Raw genomic sequence first — 17,472 nt, forward strand, 5'->3', positions numbered from 1 at the left:
GATTGGTATTTTACAATAATTTTACATATAGAAACTTTTATTTTTTTTCAACAGGACTTTTCTTGGGGGCTTTTTACGATGCTGTGGACATCTATATGGTTGGCGATGAATCCTAAAAATAGGAGGAATCCATATGAATATCACACAATACGAGAAAATGAAAAAGCATCTTTCTGATGAGGATACAGGTCCATTTACATTCAACGAGTTTACTTTCTATATGAAAGCAGATGAACGTTATACTCATATCCCTGTGTTTGAATTAAAACTATCAGCTCAAACCTGCGACATTCATTTGCGGTTTGAAGACATCAGTGCATCGAAGCTGGATGATCTTGAATCCATCGATGGGGTTGAATTGGAGATTTTACCGACTGATGATCAGTGGGAAAGGCTTCGTTATTATGTGTATATTCAAGAAAACCAAATGAGTTTCTATTGCGGAGGATGGGATGTGATCAAGTGTGACAAGAAGTCACACTGATTTTCCCCACTTTCCAAGCGTTCTTGCTTTTGCTGCTGCATATGTCATGAGAAACGGTAATGTCACAATCAGAAAAGCCAAAGGCACCCAATTTGATAATCCGGTTACATAATGGAGTATAATGGATAAAAGAGTCAGGAAACTCAATGTGCAGGCGACGTTTCGAACGTCTTTTTCGCTTCTTTTATATTTCTCTCTCATTGTGGATTGATCACTGTATATCGGTGAAGTCCCAGGCTCAGCAGAAAAGATATGCATTCCATGGGAAGAGCAGGCATGTTCCCATCCGGCCGCTTCAAACATCTCGATGTATTCTGCCAAGCTTTCTTCCTCAACACCATGATAGTCAATGCTGTATATCAACTTCCGCGCCTCAGCTTTTTTAAGCTTATACCCCATAAACGCAAAAGAATCGAGTACCCAGCCTTTGCCGGCCATATCGCTTAGTCTCTTCATATCTTTTTCTTCTGAAAAAGCCAAGCCGTCGGACATCATATATTTTTTCTGTTTCATGACTGATCCCCTTTCAATTGTTGAAAAGCGCGTTCGCCGTGTTCAGCCATCACTTTTCTGCGCTGAATTTCTTTTTTGAGTAATTCTTGGCCGTGCAGGGTGGTCTGGTACACTTTGCGGCGCGGGTTGTCATTGTTGACAAGCTCAATGATCTCTCCCTGCAGTAATTTCTTTAACAATGTATATAAAGTAGCTGGGCCGATCGTAAAGGAGTCATCGGTCATTTCCTCAATCTCCTGCATGATCGAATATCCATGCTTTGGCTCCAGCAATGTTAAGACAATATAATAGGCTGGATCGGTAAGCTGATCCATTTCCTGTGGACGTTGCTTTGGCAAGGTGTCACCTCATTTCATATATCCATAAATGATATATCACTTATTGATATATTAAAATCTTCCTTTTTGCATGTCAACGCTATTTTTTTCTGCATTCAGTCATCATAAAGAAACAATCACCGAGTATGCATTAATGTATACGTTTTCATAGAGGGGGAGTCTTGATGAAAAAATGGATGGCTGCGGTTTTTGTGATGTTGTTGATATTGTGTTTCGGAGGGATTAAGAGTGTGAAGGCGGCGGAGCCGAAGGTGTATCAGTTTGATTTTGGGAGCGGTTCGGTGGAGCCTGGTTACATTGGTGTCAGGGCGTCTGATCGGTATGAGCGGTCAAAGGGCTATGGTTTTCAAACACCGGAGAATATGAAGGATGTGGCGGCATCCGGGACTGGTGTGAAGAGCGATGCGGTTCAGTTTTTGGCGTATGGGACGAAAAGTGACAATACGTTTAACGTGGATCTTCCGAACGGACTTTATGAGGTGAAGGTGACGCTTGGCAATACGGCGAGGGCCAGTGTGGCGGCGGAGGGTGTGTTTCAGGTCATCAATATGACGGGGGACGGCGCGGAGGATACGTTCCAAATCCCTGTCACTGACGGGCAGCTGAATCTGCTGGTGACAGAGGGGAAAGCAGGCACCGCTTTTACGCTGAGCGCCTTGAAAATCAAGAAATTGTCTGATCAGCCGGTGACGAATCGAACCATTTATATCGGCGGCGATTCGACGGTGTGCAATTATTATCCGCTCAACAGCAGCAAGCAGGCGGGCTGGGGGCAGATGCTGCCTCACTATATCGACAAACACACCTTTCAAGTGAGAAACATGGCGTCCGGCGGGCAGATCGCGAGAGGGTTTCGAAATGACGGGCAGCTGGAGGCGATCTTGAAGTATATCAAGCCGGGGGACTATTTTATGTTGCAGCTTGGCATCAATGACACAAATCCGAAGCATAATGAATCGGAAGCGGAATTTAAGGAGATGATGCGTGATATGATCCGTCAGGTGAAAGCAAAGGGTGCGGAAGTCATCCTTTCCACACCACAGGGACGGGCGACAGATTTTACGCCTGAAGGCATCCATTCGTCTGTCAACCGATGGTACAGGGCTTCTATTTTGGCCTTGGCCGAAGAGGAAGAAACGCACCTCATTGACTTGAATGTCCTCAGCTCGGCTTACTTTACATCAATCGGCCCGGAAAAAACTCTCGCGCTATACATGGACGGAGATACGCTGCATCCAAACCGCGCGGGAGCCGACGCACTGGCGCGATTGGCTGTTCAGGAGTTACAACGCCAGGGAATCGATGGCTTTTAATACGTCATTTTTCAACAAAACACATATGGCTTCGCCAATTAGAGTATAATGAGAACATCTGCAAGAGACAGGAGTTTATACATGAGTCATTTTAAAAACTATCAAATCAGTCATGACATTTTACGAGCATTAGAAGGACTGGGATATACAGAACCGACCAAGGTGCAGCAAAGCGTGATCCCCGTTGCCCTTGAACGAAAGGATCTTGTCGTCAAATCACAGACGGGAAGCGGAAAAACGGCTTCGTTCGGAATTCCTCTCTGTGAGCTGGCGGATTGGGATGAAAACAAGCCACAGGCGTTGATTTTAACACCAACCCGTGAGCTTGCGGTGCAAGTGCAAGAGGATATCACAAACATCGGACGCTTTAAACGGATTAAAGCGACCGCCGTGTTTGGAAAGTCATCCTTTGACAAACAAAAAGCTGAACTAAAGCAAAAAAGCCACATCGTTGTCGGCACACCGGGACGTGTACTGGATCATATCGAAAAGGGCACGCTGCCGTTAGACCGTCTCTCCTATTTGGTCATTGATGAAGCCGATGAGATGCTGAATATGGGCTTCATCGAGCAAGTAGAGGCGATCATCAAGCATCTGCCGACTGAGCGCACGACAATGCTGTTTTCGGCAACGCTGCCGGAGGATATTGAGAAATTGAGCCGTCAATATATGCAAAACCCGGAGCATATCGAAATCAAAGCGGCCGGGCTAACGACAAGGAATATTGAACATGCGGTGATACCAGTAACAGAAGAGAATAAGTTTTCTTTGCTGAAGGATGTGCTGATGACGGAGAATCCCGACAGCTCCATCATTTTCTGCCGGACGAAAGAACATGTCAATCAGCTGACCGATGAATTGGATGACTTAGGATATCCGTGCGATAAAATTCACGGCGGAATGATTCAGGAGGACCGGTTCGACGTCATGAATGAATTTAAACGGGGCGAGTACCGGTACCTCGTTGCGACAGATGTCGCCGCGCGCGGGATTGATATTGAAAATATCTCCCTTGTCATCAACTATGATCTGCCGCTTGAAAAGGAAAGCTACGTCCACCGCACGGGCCGGACCGGGCGCGCAGGGAAGAAAGGAAAGGCCATTTCATTTGTCACAGCCTTCGAAAAACGGTTTCTAGCCGACATTGAAGAATATATCGGGTTTGAGATTCAAAAAAAAGAAGCCCCTTCTCAAGAAGAAGTGGCCAAGAAGAAGCCTGATTTTCTATCTAAATTGAATGACCGTCCGGCATTCAAAAAGGACAAAAGCGAAGAGCTCAATAAAGAGATTATGAAGCTGTATTTTAACGGCGGAAAGAAAAAGAAAATCAGAGCCGTTGATTTTGTAGGAACGATTGCCAAAATTGATGGTGTGTCAGCTGATGACATCGGCATTATCACGATCATGGATAACGCCTCTTACGTGGAAATTTTAAACGGAAAAGGCCCTCATGTTCTCAAAGTGATGAAGGATACAACTGTCAAAGGGAAGAAGCTCAAGGTGAATAAAGCGAATAAATGATGTATGATGACCTGCTCCAGTTAAAGGGGCAGGTCATTTTGGTGTTTACTGACATCGGCACGGGTTTCCTCAGGAACAAATGCAAGAATCACAATGCCGATTACAAATAGAACAATCAGGCTGAATATCGCCGTCGAGGATCTCCCGGTAAGCTGAGCGGTAACGGCAATGAGCAGCGGTCCCATAATCGAAGCGAATTTACCGAAAATGTTGTAGAAACCGAAGAATTCATTGGCGTGGCGCTTTGGCACCAACTTGGCGAAATAAGAACGGCTCAGGGCTTGAATGCCGCCCTGCGAGGTAGCGACAAGCATAGCCAGTATCCAGAAATCAAGCGTTGTCTCCATAAAATAAGCGTACACACAGACAATCATATAAATGACGATCCCAACGTACAGCATTGTTTTTCCCGTAAAGCGTTCCGCAAGCCTTCCGTATACAATAGAAAAAGGCGCAGCGACGACTTGGGTGACAAACAGGATGATCAGGAGGCTTGTGGGGCTGATCCCTAAATCAGACCCATAGGAGGTCGACATCGTAATAATCGTGCCGACTCCGTCGATATAAAAGAAATAAGCTAGCAAAAAGAGGAACAGCGCACGGTATTGCCTAATCCGCTTCATCGTTTGGCCGAGCCGCTTAAAGCTGTTAAGGACGATATGAGGTTCTCTTTTGATGGTATAGCGCTGGTGGACATGTTTCAGCATCGGAATGGTAAACAGCCCTCACCAGGCAGCCGTTATGAAAAAGGATAGCTGGCTTGCGGCCGATACAGACATCGGAATCGTTTCTGCTTGTGCAAGCAGAATAACAGCAATACTGATGATAAATGGAATCGTGCTTCCTATGTAACCCAAGCCAAAACCCCGCGCAGAGACGATATTCATCCGTTTTTCCGACGTGACGTCAACGAGAAAGGCATCATAAAACACGTTGGCGCCGGAAAAACCGATCGCCGATATCGTATAAAACAGCAATAAAAGCAGCCAATGTTCACTCGGAATAAAGGCAAGTATCGCGGTGCTGGCGACACCCACTGACACAAAGAAACCGAAGAACTTTTTTTTGCACCCTTCATAGTCGGCGATCGTGCCTAAAATCGGCCCGAGCATGGCAAGAATAAACGTTGAAATTGCAATGGTGTATCCTAAATAGGCAGTCGATTGAGCGGCGCCGATACCGCTTTCTGCAACCGCTGATTTATAAAATAACGGAAACACCGCGGTGGTTACGACAATCGAGTAAGCTGAATTTGCCCAGTCATATAACATCCAGCTGTTTTCTTGTTTCGTAAAACGTTTCATCATCAGCGCCCTCCTCCGGTAACGATACTTCTATTGTACGAGAAATAGGCCTGAAAAGAATGGAATCAACGTCAATTTTTACAAAATTTTTATGTTTTTATGCTTCAAATCATACTTTTGGTTTATTGCTGGCCATAGGTGCATCTGGTACCATTTATCTATATTTTCCGTATACTCCAGAACAGGTGCAGCAGAGAGGAGACGGAGCATGAGGCGATTAGGCTTGTATATAAGCCTGCTGGTCACCGTTCTTGTGATGAGCGCATGCGAAAGTAAAGATGAGGCTCAGACGTTTGCAGACCGTGATCAAGCCACAGTAAAACAAACCACAACCAAACCAATGAGCAATAAGAATAATCGGGACTTCCAGACGCTCCCAAGCGATATGCAGCTGGCCATTGTATTCAGTTCCATCATACGTGTAAGCGAAGCATTTGATTATGGAATCGGCAATCCTGAATACTTCGTTCGGAGCAGCATGACTGAAGAAGAAGCGGACATTGCGAAGGAGAACCTTGAATCGATTCAATTTGAAAATAAACAGCTCAAAAAGCAAAACAGCGAGGCAGTTGCTTTGCTCCAAAAAACCCGCAATCAAGAAATGAGCCGCAACGAAATGCAACAGCTGAAAGAAAATAGAGCCGCGTTTTTCGAGGTCACAGAAAGCATGATCAAACTCATCAGCCAAGTGACACCGAAAAACGCGAAGAAGACAAGACGGCAGCTGGATCAGTTGAAAAAACAATATACGCGATACAGCGCTGAAAGCGTCAGAATCATGAACAGCATTGTCAAGAAGCAGGGGGCTGACAAGGCATCATTTGAACGCCATCTTGAGACAATGCTTCGAAAACGGCCCGGGAAGCCGATGCTGAGTGAATTGTATTAATCTGTTCCCGTCTTTCCCTGATGATATTGACCTAGTACAAAAAGAATGTACAATCAAGGTGTAGTCTGTTCTTAGTTGATTGGAGGGACATGTCATGAAAATTGCGAAGGTGATCAACAATAACGTGATCAGCGTGGTCAATGAACAGGGAAAAGAATTGGTCATCATGGGCAGGGGGCTCGCGTTCCAGAAAAAGTCCGGTGATGATGTCGATGAAGCCCGTATTGAGAAGGTATTCACGCTCGATAACAAGGATGTATCAGAAAAATTTAAAACCCTTTTGTATGATATACCGATCGAGTATATGGAAGTATCCGAAGAGATTATCAGCTATGCGAAATTGCAGCTCGGCAAAAAGCTCAACGACAGCATCTATGTGTCGCTGACCGATCATATTAATTTTGCCATCCAGCGCAATCAGAAGGGGCTTGATATCAAAAACGCCTTGCTGTGGGAAACAAAGCGGCTGTACAAGGACGAATTCGCGATCGGCAAAGAAGCGCTGGAGATGGTGAAAAACAAGACTGGCGTGTCTTTGCCGGAGGATGAAGCTGGCTTTATTGCCCTGCATATCGTAAATGCCGAGCTGAACGAAGAGATGCCTAATATCATCAACATTACAAAAGTCATGCAAGAGATTTTGAGTATCGTAAAATACCATTTTAAGATTGAATTCAATGAGGAATCGCTTCACTATTATCGGTTTGTCACTCACTTAAAGTTTTTCGCGCAGCGTCTATTTAACGGCACACACATGGAAAGCCAGGACGATTTTTTGCTGGAGACGGTGAAAGAAAAGTATCATCGTGCGTATGAATGCACGAAGAAAATCCAAACCTATATTGAGCAGGAGTATGAACACAAGCTCACTAGTGACGAACTGCTGTATGTAACGATTCATATAGAAAGGGTCGTCAAACAAACATAATGAAAGCGTTGACATTTTCATTTCCTTGTGTTAATTTTTTCTTACATTCATATATGATGATGTTAGGATTGTTACTGATAAGCAGGCAAAACCTAAATTACAATGAGTGCCGATGATCTCTGTCGTGCTGATGGTAATTTAGGTTTTTATTTTTTCAGAGGGATGGTGATGAGGGCGTTTTACAGAAAAAAACGAGACAGGGCATTTCATAGGATTGTTACTGGTCAGGCAGGCAAAACCTAAACTACTTGTTCCTATTGCGATAGGGGTAGTTTAGGTTTTTTATTTTTTTGCAGAAGGGATGAGAGGAAAATGGGGATTCAAGCAGCGGCAAAAGAGATTTTACAGCTGGTCGGCGGGGAAGAAAATGTGCGTTCTCTTGTACATTGTGCGACGCGCCTGCGTTTTACGCTGAACGACCGGTCAAAAGCAGATAAAGATAAAATCGAAGCTTTAGATGAAGTCGTAACTGTAGTGGAAAGCGGCGGACAGTTTCAGGTCGTGATTGGCAATCACGTTTCAGAGGTGTATCAAGAGATTGGAAAGATGTCTAATCTGCTGAATGATGACCGAGAGGAACGTTCTGCCCAGAAAGGGAATCTGTTCGGACGGCTTGTTGATATCGTATCGAGCATTTTCACTCCGTTGCTTGGCGTGATGGCGGGAGCGGGAATTTTAAAGGGCCTGCTGATGATATGTACAAATGCCGGCTGGCTCCAAGCAGAGGAAACGACTTACACGATACTGTATGCCGCTGCGGATAGCTTGTTTTACTTTTTGCCGCTCTTGCTGGCCATTACCGCTGCCCGAAAGTTTGGCGCGAATCTCTTTGTTTCTGTCACAGTTGCCGGGGCGCTTATCTATCCAACGATCATTGAGCTGAAGAACAGCAATGCGGAAACGGACTTTTTTGGGATTCCAGTCGTGTTAATGAACTATACATCAACTGTGATCCCTATCATTTTGGCGATTTTTGTGATGAGTTATGTTGAGAAGTATTTGAACCGGGTGATTCATGACAGTGTGAAGACCTTCATCACCCCGCTGATTTGTCTGGTAACCATTGTGCCGCTCACATTAATTGTATTCGGCCCGATTGGAGTAAACGCGGGAAATGCCATCGCATCTGCGATTCTGGCCATCTTCAGCTTTAACCCGATGCTGGCCGGCGCTGTGATCGCGGCACTTTGGCAGATTCTTGTTATCTTTGGCATCCACTGGGGGATTGTGCCGGTCATTTTAAATAACATTGCGGTCAATGGGCAGGATTCGATCAAGCCGGCTACAGCGGCAGCCGTGTTTGCACAAACGGGAGCTGCTGTGGGTGTCATGCTGAAAACGAAAAACAAAAAATTAAAGGCGCTTGCCGGTTCCGCCGCTGTCACAGGGATTTTTGGGATTACAGAACCAGCCGTTTACGGCGTCACGCTCAGACTGAAAAAACCTTTTGTATGCGGTGTCATTAGTGCGGCCATTGGTGGGGCAATTATCGGGCAGGCTCACAGCGTCGCCATCGCTTCTGGCGCACCGGGTCTGTTGACGGTTCCAATTTTCTACGGACAGGGCTTTGCCGGTTTTATCTTGGGAATCTTGGTATCTTTTATTCTATCAATCATCCTAACGTATATTGTCGGGTTTGAAGATCCCGCCGAACAAACAGAAATCAAAACAGAGCCACCTGCACCAGCAGCCCGCCGTGAAGAGATCAGCAGTCCGTTAGAAGGAAAAGTGATGCCATTAACAGAAGTGAAGGATAAAGTGTTTGCATCGGAGACAATCGGAAAGGGAATAGCGATTTTGCCGGAGAAAGGCAGACTCGTCGCGCCAGCGGATGGCGTGATATCAACCGTTTTTCCAACGGGCCATGCATTCGGCATGGTCACCGATCAGGAAACGGAAATCCTCATTCACCTTGGCTTTGATACGGTGAAGCTGGAAGGAAAACACTTTTATCCTAAAGTCGTGCAAGGACAAGCCGTCAAAAAAGGTGATTTGCTTGCTGAATTCGACCTGGATGATTTACTAAAGGCGGGATTTGATATGAACACGCCGATCGTCATTACAAATGCAGGTCAGTATACTGACGTTATTCAAACAGATCAAAAGCAAGTCAAAATAGAAGAAAGAATCTTTTCTTTAATCTAAAACCATTGGAGGAACAGACGATGAAGTATAAAACACTTGCAGCATTTCCGGAGAATTTTTTGTGGGGCGCATCTACTTCTGCCTATCAAGTGGAAGGTGCGTGGAACGAAGACGGCAAAGGCCCGTCAGTGATTGACGCACGCGACAGCTATCCTGAGGGAACGACTGATTTTAAAGTCGCCAGCGACCATTACCATCGCTATAAAGAAGACGTTGCCTTGTTTGCTGAAATGGGTTTTAAAGTGTACCGGTTTTCCATCGCATGGACGCGGATTATTCCTGATGGCGACGGAGACATCAATCAAAAGGGAATTGAGTTTTACAGGAACTTGATTGATGAGTTGCTCAAATATAAGATTGAGCCGATTGTTACGATGTATCATTTTGATTTGCCGAATGCCCTGCAGAAAAAAGGCGGCTGGTCACAAAGAGCCACAATTGACGCGTTTGAACGGTATGCTAAGGTGCTGTTTGAGCACTTCGGTGAACGTGTGAAGTACTGGCTGACCATCAACGAACAAAACATGATGATTCTTCACGGCAGCGCTTTAGGGACACTGGACCCGAATCTTGAAAATCCGAAAAAAGAGCTGTATCAGCAAAACCATCACATGCTGGTGGCGCAGGCAAAAGCCATGAACCTTTGCCATGACATGCTGCCGGGCGCAAAAATCGGCCCTGCTCCGAATATTGCGCTCATCTACCCGGCGTCTTCTAAACCGGAGGATATTATGGCGGCTTTCAACTATAATGCGATCCGGAACTGGCTCTATTTAGACATGGCTGTTCATGGGCGCTACAATACGACGGCGTGGGCTTATATGAAAGAAAAAGGTTATACGCCAGTTATTGAAGATGGTGACATGGAGATTCTGAAATCTGCGAAGCCTGATTTTATCGCCTTTAACTACTACACCTCTCAAACAGCAGAAGCAAGCAGAGGCGACGGATCGGATGAAGTGGCGCGCGGAGGAGACCAGCATTTGAAAACGGGGGAAGACGGCGTTTACCGCGGCAGCAGCAACCCTTATTTGAAGAAAAATGACTTTGGCTGGGAGATTGATCCGGTCGGTTTCCGCTCCACGCTAAGAGAAATCTATGACCGTTACCAGCTGCCATTGATCATCACAGAAAACGGGCTTGGCGCTTTCGATCAACTAGAAGAAAACGATACGGTTAATGACGATTACCGCATTGATTATGTAAAACAGCACATCGAACAAATTCAGTGGGCTATCACAGACGGCGTCGATGTGTTCGGCTATTCCCCATGGTCAGCCATTGACTTGATTTCTACGCACCAAGGCTGCTCGAAACGCTACGGCTTCATTTACGTCAACCGTGATGAATTTGATTTAAAGGATCTGCGCCGTATTCGCAAGAAAAGTTTTTATTGGTATAAAGAGCTGATTGCTTCAAATGGTGGAGCGTTGAAGGGGTAGTTAAAAATATACAAATGATGAACATGGAGAATAAATGTAAATAGTTAAAGTTTCCTGCCGATATGTACAGTACAAAATCTGGAAGGGGTTTGTATATGAAGAACAAAAAAATATGTTCATTACCCCTATTGTGTGCTGTCTTGATTGTGGCCTTTAGTTTTTGTCTAAATTCAAATGCTGCTGCAGCGCAAAACGTGCCAAAAGAGAAAGCAATCATGAAACAGCAGGAAACATTGAAAAACCATAAGGAAATGAAGGATGTTTCTTTAAAGCAAGCAGAAGCAGGAAGCCTTAAAACGGATCACAATGCAGAAGCCATTAAGGTAAAGAAGCCTGCCAATGAGAATGTTTTTAAAACAACTTCCATGTACAACTCTGAAGACCAAGTATTCGATACTACATCTGTACTTAACGAAAATAACCCGGACGATATGTATTTTTTCAGCACTTCGTCAGATCGAACGTTGATTACACGGATATTGTCTGCTAACAGTCAGTATTATGTAAAATTGTATGTAGTCAATTGGGATACGGGTGAAGCACAGCCGACAAATATTGCAATGGATGCGGGGAACTTAGTTCTTTTAAAAGAGATTCCGGCCGGCGATTATATGATTCGGGTTTATTCTGAAGGAACGCTGGGAGATTCATACAACATTCAGTTAAATGCCAAAAACCCTTCAAATTACACAAGTGTGAAGTCAATCACCTCTAATCTGCAAGCCTTTGTCGCTGAGTACGCAGACGGTTCTGTCTATGCAAACGGAACATTGTTGTACAATACCAGCACAAAAACTTCTTCATTAAGCTGGGAAAGGAAATATTATTTTTCGTATGGCGGCGAGTATAATCAGCGCGCCCATTCTATTTCCGATGTAAGGGTGAAAAACGTTTCTGATCCTGTTATTTATCGTTCAAGTTATGCGAGTTCAAATGCGGCAGTGATGGTTTACTTAGATACAGGAACGCTGTTTATGCATCATGTATCAGCGTATCAATCAGGGGTAGGATACGAAGACTCTTTTCTTGATACGTTAGGCAAAAAAACACCTAGAAGAATTGATGCAGATGATCAAAACTATGGTGATCATATTTTAATCGTTGATGTAAAAACCGGCAAAGCAATCGACTTTTTCAGTGTTTTAAATTACTATTACGCATCAGGCGTTGAAAGCTTGCCAGTCATTTCGTATATTCAATAAGTATTCACTTGGGCTATTTCATTACAATGAAATAGCCTTATTTTAATTTGCCAGAAGAATGACTAGTGTTTTTTAACTCTTCAAAAATGTTATCTTGTTTATCTGGTTCAGACTGATTCATTGTATTTGCAGCAGGAATATTCATCAATTTCTTAAAATCACCCATGGTTAGCGGCTTCTTGTCCTCATGCCATTCATATCCTAATTGGCCGTTTGCTTCAATCGTTGCATTCTTCACATCCTTTATGCTGGAGATTCCGTGAAGCCTCATTCGCATTTCAAGCTGGTCCACTGTCAGCCTCAATTTTTTCATATTTTCTATATTGAGTTTGCCATCTTCAATGACTAATTTCGCTTTGCCGGTTATGAACTTTTCCACCCAATTGGCTTTGATCTGGAACCATTCCATGAGTATGAGAGCAACAGTAAAAATACTGGCTGCCACAAGGGTTTTCCATAAACTTGTCTCTATAATCGGCTGGACAATAATCGTTCCAATCGAAATCATAACCACAGTTTGTGCTAACGTCATTTGAGAGATTGACTTTCTTCCAGATATTCTAAGCAATATAATGCCGGATAATATTAAAATGAGTGCTTCCCAAGCAAAATACATGCAATCACCTTTTTATGTGGGTTTTTCCATAGTATGATCTTGGGTATTCCGATTATACAGAACAAAAGGATTTCCGATAAGCGGAAATCCTTTTCTCATTAAAACGAGATAATCCCAACCAAAAGTGCCGCAACCGTCATTACAATTGTTGTCCCCACGGCCCATTTGATGGTGAATTTTTGATGATTGCCAAAGCTGACGCCTGCCATTCCGACCAATAGATAGGTGGAAGGCACAAGCGGACTTAGAAGATGCACCGGCTGTCCCAGCAGGGAGGCCCTTCCGATTTCAGCGGCATCTATTCCATAAGCGGATGCAGCTTCTGCGATGATGGGTAGGACACCGAAGTAAAAGGCGTCGTTTGACATGAAAAAGGTGAATGGCATGCTGACGATAGCAGTGATCAACGGCAGGTGCGGGCCCATGGCATCAGGGATGAGTGAAACGAGAGAATGTGCCATTGCATCCACCATTTTTGTGCCGGAGAGAATGCCTGTGAAAATCCCTGCCGCAAACACCATTGAGACAACGTTTAATGCATTTCCTGCATGCGCCGAAATTCGTTGCTGCTGCTCTTTTACATTTGGATAGTTGACCATCAAAGCGATGGCGAATGCGGTCATAAAAAGAACAGGGAGGGGCAGCAGGCTGGTGATCAGAGCGGCCATCAGAGCAACAGTCAGCAGCAGATTAAACCATTGGAGGGCAGGGCGCTTGAGCGGTGCTGCTTCCGGATCAGAGGACGGCGTGTGTTCAATCGAAATGACGCCGAGACGCTTCCGCTCTTTTTTTCCAAGGATATAAGCAACGGCGATCACCCAGAGAATGCCGGCGATCATAGCGGGAATCAGCGGCGTGAAGACCTCCGACGTGTCCAATTTTAAGGAAGCCAAAACTCTCGCCGTCGGTCCGCCCCACGGAATAATATTCATGACTCCAGAACCGAGCATCGCAATTCCCGCTAACACCAAACGATTCATACCGAGCCGTTTGTACAGTGGCAGCATCGCCGCAATGGTAAGCATATAGGTTGTTGTCCCGTCTCCGTCCAGCGAAATGGTCATCGTCAGAATCGCTGTGCCGACGGCGATTTTTAACGGATCTCCTTTAACAATTGATAAAATTTTGGCGATAAGAGGATCAAACAAACCTGAGTCAATCATAATGCCGAAATAAAGGATGGCGAATAACAGCATGATGCCGGTAGGAGCGAGGTCTGTAACGCCTTGAATCATCATCTCGCCGAGGTCTTTGCCAAATCCGCTGATCAGGGCAAACACAACAGGAACGACAATTAAAGCAATAAGAGCAGAAAGCCGGTTAGACATAATAAGGTACATGAAGACAATCATCATCACAAAACCGAGTATGGCAAGCACGATATGACCTCCCCATTCAACAGCACAGTTTTGGTAAGCGCTTCCATATTTTCGAAAGAAGGCTTATTTCAAATATGTATGACCTCATCTTGATATGTAGACCTAAAATCCTATTGAGCGGATTAGCAGTTTATATGAAGAATGCCACGGGTAAATGTGCTGTAGAATGTTTCGTTTGAAAAGGAGGAGCAGACATGAGTGATGATCATAACAAACGAGTCAATGAACACTCAAAGGACGAACAGCTCGAACAGTATAGGGCCGATAACAGCGGGAAGAAAATGACGACAAACCAAGGCGTGCGGGTGTCAGAGGATGAGCACTCGTTAAAGGCTGGGGTCCGCGGCCCGACGTTGATGGAAGATTTTCACTTTCGGGAGAAAATGACGCACTTTGACCATGAGAGGATACCGGAGCGTGTTGTGCATGCGCGCGGATATGGCGTGCATGGCTTTTTTCAGGTTTATGAACCGATGACAGAATTCACCCGCGCGAAATTTCTTCAGGACCCTTCGGTGAAGACACCGGTCTTTGTCCGGTTTTCAACGGTGGCGGGCTCCAAAGGCTCCGCAGACACGGTGCGGGATGCCAGAGGCTTTGCGACGAAATTTTATACGGAAGAAGGAAACTATGACCTTGTGGGAAATAACATCCCAGTATTTTTCATTCAGGACGCGATCAAATTTCCGGATCTGGTTCACGCGTTTAAGCCTGAACCTCACAATGAAATGCCTCAGGCCGCGACCGCTCACGATACGTTTTGGGATTTCGTTGCCAATAACCCTGAGTCAGCACATATGGTGATGTGGACGATGTCTGACAGGGGTATCCCTCGCAGCTACAGAATGATGGAGGGCTTCGGTGTTCACACGTTTCGTTTTGTGAATGAACTAGGAAAGGCGCGTTTCGTGAAATTCCACTGGAAGCCTGTGCTCGGCGTGCATTCTCTCGTGTGGGATGAAGCGCAGAAAATTGCCGGGAAAGATCCCGATTTCCACCGCCGCGACCTCTGGGAAACAATTGAAAACGGGGGCTCGGTTGAATATGAGCTCGGTGTGCAGATGATTGATGGAAAAGATGAATTCAAATTTGATTTTGATATTCTTGATCCGACTAAGCTGTGGCCGGAAGAGCTCGTGCCGGTGAAGATTATTGGGAAAATGACGCTGAACCGCAACCAGGACAATGTATTTGCGGAAACGGAACAAGTCGCATTCCACCCGGGAAATGTCGTGCCGGGCATCGACTTTACCAATGACCCGCTATTGCAGGGACGGCTTTTCTCGTATACAGACACACAGCTCATCCGTCTTGGCGGCCCGAACTTTCATGAGATACCGATTAACCGGCCGGTATGTCCGTTCCATAATAACCAATACGACGGCTATCACCGGATGACGATCAATAAGGGGCCGGTCGCTTATCATAAAAACTCTCTGCAAAATAATGACCCGTCGCCTGCGACAGCTGAAGAAGGCGGGTACGTCCACTATCAGGAAAAAGTCGAGGGCAAAAAAATCCGCCAGCGGAGTGACAGTTTCAATGATTATTATTCACAGGCAAAGTTGTTCTGGAACAGCATGTCTCCTGTCGAAAAACAGCATATCATCTCTGCATTCTGCTTCGAGGTCGGGAAAGTCAAAAGCAAGGACGTGCAGCGGCAGGTTGTTGACGTCTTCAGCAATGTCGATACAGGCTTAGCGGAAGAAATCGCCAAAGGAGTTGGTGTGGCGCCGCCGGCGAAACGAGAAGCATCAAACGAAATTCTTACCTCACCCGCGTTAAGCCAGGCCCGCACGGTGAAAACGGCGTCAACGAGAAAAGTCGCCGTTCTCGCCGGAAACGGATTTCATGAAGAAGAGCTGCAAACTGTGCTGGACGCCTTAAAGCATGAAGGGATCACAGCAGATATCATCAGCCAAACGCTGGGGTACATCACAAGCGGCACAGGCCAGCAGCTCGAGGCCGGCGCCACGTTCCTGACGGCTGATTCTCTTCTGTATGATGCAGTCTATGCTACAGGAGGTCCGGAGCTCAAAGGCAACAAACAAGCGATGGCGTTTATCAGAGAAGCCTATAGCCACTATAAGGCGATCGGCGCGGCAAATGAAGGAATTGACCTTCTTCAGACAGCTGTCGGGACAAAAGAGAGTCCGGGCATCGTGACTGCGAAAGATGAAGCGGACTATACCGACTTCAGCAAGGCGTTTATTGAGGCGGTCGCCGCTCACCGCCATTGGGATAGACGTATTTGATCCGCTCCTGTATCTTAAAGGAAGATACTTTTCATAAGGAGCATGACAGATGAACGAAAAACAGCTCGCTGAAGCATACGAACGCGATGAAAATATGATGATTTTGGTGTTTGCCCAATGGTGCGTGAACCATGATCTTGATCCGCTAAAACTATATGCCAAAGCGTATCCGCAGCAAGAGATCAATGAAAGCTTAAAAAAAACCATGGACGAACTGGTCGTGCCGAAACACGAGTCAGAGCATATTCCTGACCAAACCGTCATTGCGGTGTTAGAGATGTTTGGAAATATAGATTTGGCACAAGCGGTTCATGAAGCAATTTTGGAGCGTAAACAGTAAAAAAGAGGCATCTTGCCTCTTTTTCTTTTTTTATTTAGATACTTCTTTCATTTTATCAGTTCTAAAAGGGAATGATAAACAACGACATCAAAGGAGGAGAACGTATGAAATGGAATCACATGCTGAAAGCCGCGGGGATTGCGGTTGTGCTTTTTTCTTTAATGGCATATGCGGCCCCATCATTAAAAGCGGTGCAGGCCAAAACACCAACTGTCAGCAGCCACACGTACAAAAAGATAAAGGAATTAAAGTATCCTCAGGTGCATCACATCGGGAATGCCGCGTTTGAAAAGAAAATCAATCAAGAGCTGAAAGCCTACATTGAACAATCATATCAGGAATACCTGAAAAACAAAAAAGCAGGCGAACAGCAGGGATTCAAAGCGGAATACCAAACATCCTTCAGCGTCAAATACAATGCGGCGGGCAAGCTCAGCATTCAAACACTCAATGATATGTATTCAGGCGGTGCCCACGGTTCAACAACTGTCCGAACCTTCAATTATGACTTGAAAGCCAAAAAGCGTGTGACACTGAATCATATTCTGAATACCAAAGCAAAAGTCAGCAAAACGAAAGATTACCTATACAGCTATATCAAAAAACATGACACGCTGTTTTTCCCTGATGTAAAGAAAGAGGATATTACCCTTAACCAAAACACAACGTTTTACTTTACAGAAAACGGAATCGCCATCGTCTTCGGCCAGTATGAATTAGGACCATATGCAGCTGGAATCCGGGATGTGCAGGTGCCTTCCTCTATTTATCAATAATCAAAGAGCCATATCCAGAAAAGGATA

At 45.2% G+C, this 17,472-nt stretch carries 14 protein-coding genes and 2 pseudogenes; 11 read left to right on the top strand and 5 right to left on the bottom strand.

Features of this window, described 5'->3' with window-relative positions:
• Positions 1 to 133: 133 nt before the first annotated feature.
• Positions 134 to 262, top strand: a pseudogene (locus MOF34_RS12590) (hypothetical protein); the annotation flags it as partial.
• Between the two features lie 213 nt (positions 263 to 475).
• On the opposite strand, the gene MOF34_RS12595 reads toward MOF34_RS12590, so the two are convergent.
• Positions 476 to 997, bottom strand: coding sequence for a DUF2812 domain-containing protein (locus MOF34_RS12595; RefSeq protein WP_268400372.1), 522 nt, complete (start codon positions 995 to 997; stop codon positions 476 to 478).
• Complete coding sequence (locus MOF34_RS12600) at positions 994 to 1,335, bottom strand: helix-turn-helix transcriptional regulator (protein ID WP_268400373.1); 342 nt, start codon at positions 1,333 to 1,335, stop codon at positions 994 to 996. The genes MOF34_RS12595 and MOF34_RS12600 overlap by 4 nt, the downstream gene beginning before the upstream one ends.
• Positions 1,336 to 1,499: 164 nt before the next feature.
• On the opposite strand from MOF34_RS12600, the gene MOF34_RS12605 reads away from it, so the two are divergent.
• Positions 1,500 to 2,648, top strand: a complete 1,149-nt coding sequence (locus MOF34_RS12605) for a GDSL-type esterase/lipase family protein (RefSeq protein WP_268400375.1) — start codon at positions 1,500 to 1,502, stop codon at positions 2,646 to 2,648.
• A gap of 81 nt (positions 2,649 to 2,729) precedes the next feature.
• Complete coding sequence (dbpA, locus tag MOF34_RS12610; protein ID WP_019716239.1) at positions 2,730 to 4,169, top strand: ATP-dependent RNA helicase DbpA; 1,440 nt, start codon at positions 2,730 to 2,732, stop codon at positions 4,167 to 4,169.
• A 20-nt stretch (positions 4,170 to 4,189) separates the two neighbouring features.
• Here dbpA and MOF34_RS12615 read toward each other — a convergent pair.
• Positions 4,190 to 5,476 (bottom strand): annotated as a pseudogene (locus tag MOF34_RS12615) (MFS transporter).
• A gap of 205 nt (positions 5,477 to 5,681) precedes the next feature.
• Here MOF34_RS12615 and MOF34_RS12620 point away from each other — a divergent pair.
• From MOF34_RS12620 to MOF34_RS12640, 5 genes are all read left to right on the top strand, one after another.
• Positions 5,682 to 6,362 carry a hypothetical protein gene (locus MOF34_RS12620; protein ID WP_268400377.1) on the top strand — a complete coding sequence of 227 codons (681 nt, stop codon included), beginning with the start codon at positions 5,682 to 5,684 and terminating at the stop codon, positions 6,360 to 6,362.
• 94 nt (positions 6,363 to 6,456) lie between these two features.
• Positions 6,457 to 7,290: a transcriptional antiterminator LicT gene (gene licT, locus MOF34_RS12625; RefSeq protein ID WP_268400379.1), complete on the top strand. Its 834-nt coding sequence runs from the start codon at positions 6,457 to 6,459 to the stop codon at positions 7,288 to 7,290.
• A gap of 312 nt (positions 7,291 to 7,602) precedes the next feature.
• A complete protein-coding gene (locus MOF34_RS12630; RefSeq protein WP_268400381.1) occupies positions 7,603 to 9,435 on the top strand; it encodes a beta-glucoside-specific PTS transporter subunit IIABC in 1,833 nt (610 codons plus the stop codon).
• Between the two features lie 20 nt (positions 9,436 to 9,455).
• Positions 9,456 to 10,877: a glycoside hydrolase family 1 protein gene (locus MOF34_RS12635; protein WP_268400383.1), complete on the top strand. Its 1,422-nt coding sequence runs from the start codon at positions 9,456 to 9,458 to the stop codon at positions 10,875 to 10,877.
• Between the two features lie 215 nt (positions 10,878 to 11,092).
• Positions 11,093 to 12,079, top strand: coding sequence for a hypothetical protein (locus tag MOF34_RS12640; RefSeq protein ID WP_268400385.1), 987 nt, complete (start codon positions 11,093 to 11,095; stop codon positions 12,077 to 12,079).
• A 37-nt stretch (positions 12,080 to 12,116) separates the two neighbouring features.
• On the opposite strand, the gene MOF34_RS12645 is transcribed toward MOF34_RS12640, so the two are convergent.
• Positions 12,117 to 12,695, bottom strand: a complete 579-nt coding sequence (locus tag MOF34_RS12645; protein ID WP_268400388.1) for a DUF421 domain-containing protein — start codon at positions 12,693 to 12,695, stop codon at positions 12,117 to 12,119.
• Positions 12,696 to 12,793: 98 nt separating this feature from the next.
• Positions 12,794 to 14,074: a citrate transporter CitH gene (gene citH / locus MOF34_RS12650; protein WP_268400390.1), complete on the bottom strand. Its 1,281-nt coding sequence runs from the start codon at positions 14,072 to 14,074 to the stop codon at positions 12,794 to 12,796.
• Positions 14,075 to 14,268: 194 nt separating this feature from the next.
• On the opposite strand from citH, the gene MOF34_RS12655 reads away from it, so the two are divergent.
• The 3 genes from MOF34_RS12655 to MOF34_RS12665 all read left to right on the top strand — a co-directional run bounded on the left by MOF34_RS12655 (position 14,269) and on the right by MOF34_RS12665 (position 17,445).
• A complete protein-coding gene (locus tag MOF34_RS12655; RefSeq protein WP_268400392.1) occupies positions 14,269 to 16,329 on the top strand; it encodes a catalase in 2,061 nt (686 codons plus the stop codon).
• Between the two features lie 49 nt (positions 16,330 to 16,378).
• Positions 16,379 to 16,669, top strand: a complete 291-nt coding sequence (locus tag MOF34_RS12660; protein ID WP_019716229.1) for a hypothetical protein — start codon at positions 16,379 to 16,381, stop codon at positions 16,667 to 16,669.
• Between the two features lie 104 nt (positions 16,670 to 16,773).
• Positions 16,774 to 17,445, top strand: a complete 672-nt coding sequence (locus tag MOF34_RS12665; protein WP_268400395.1) for a DUF3298 and DUF4163 domain-containing protein — start codon at positions 16,774 to 16,776, stop codon at positions 17,443 to 17,445.
• Positions 17,446 to 17,472 lie beyond the last annotated feature (27 nt).

It is taken from the genome of Bacillus sp. T17B1 (genome assembly GCF_026796395.1).
In the GTDB taxonomy this organism is placed as follows: Bacteria; Bacillota; Bacilli; order Bacillales; family Bacillaceae; genus Bacillus; species Bacillus spizizenii_A.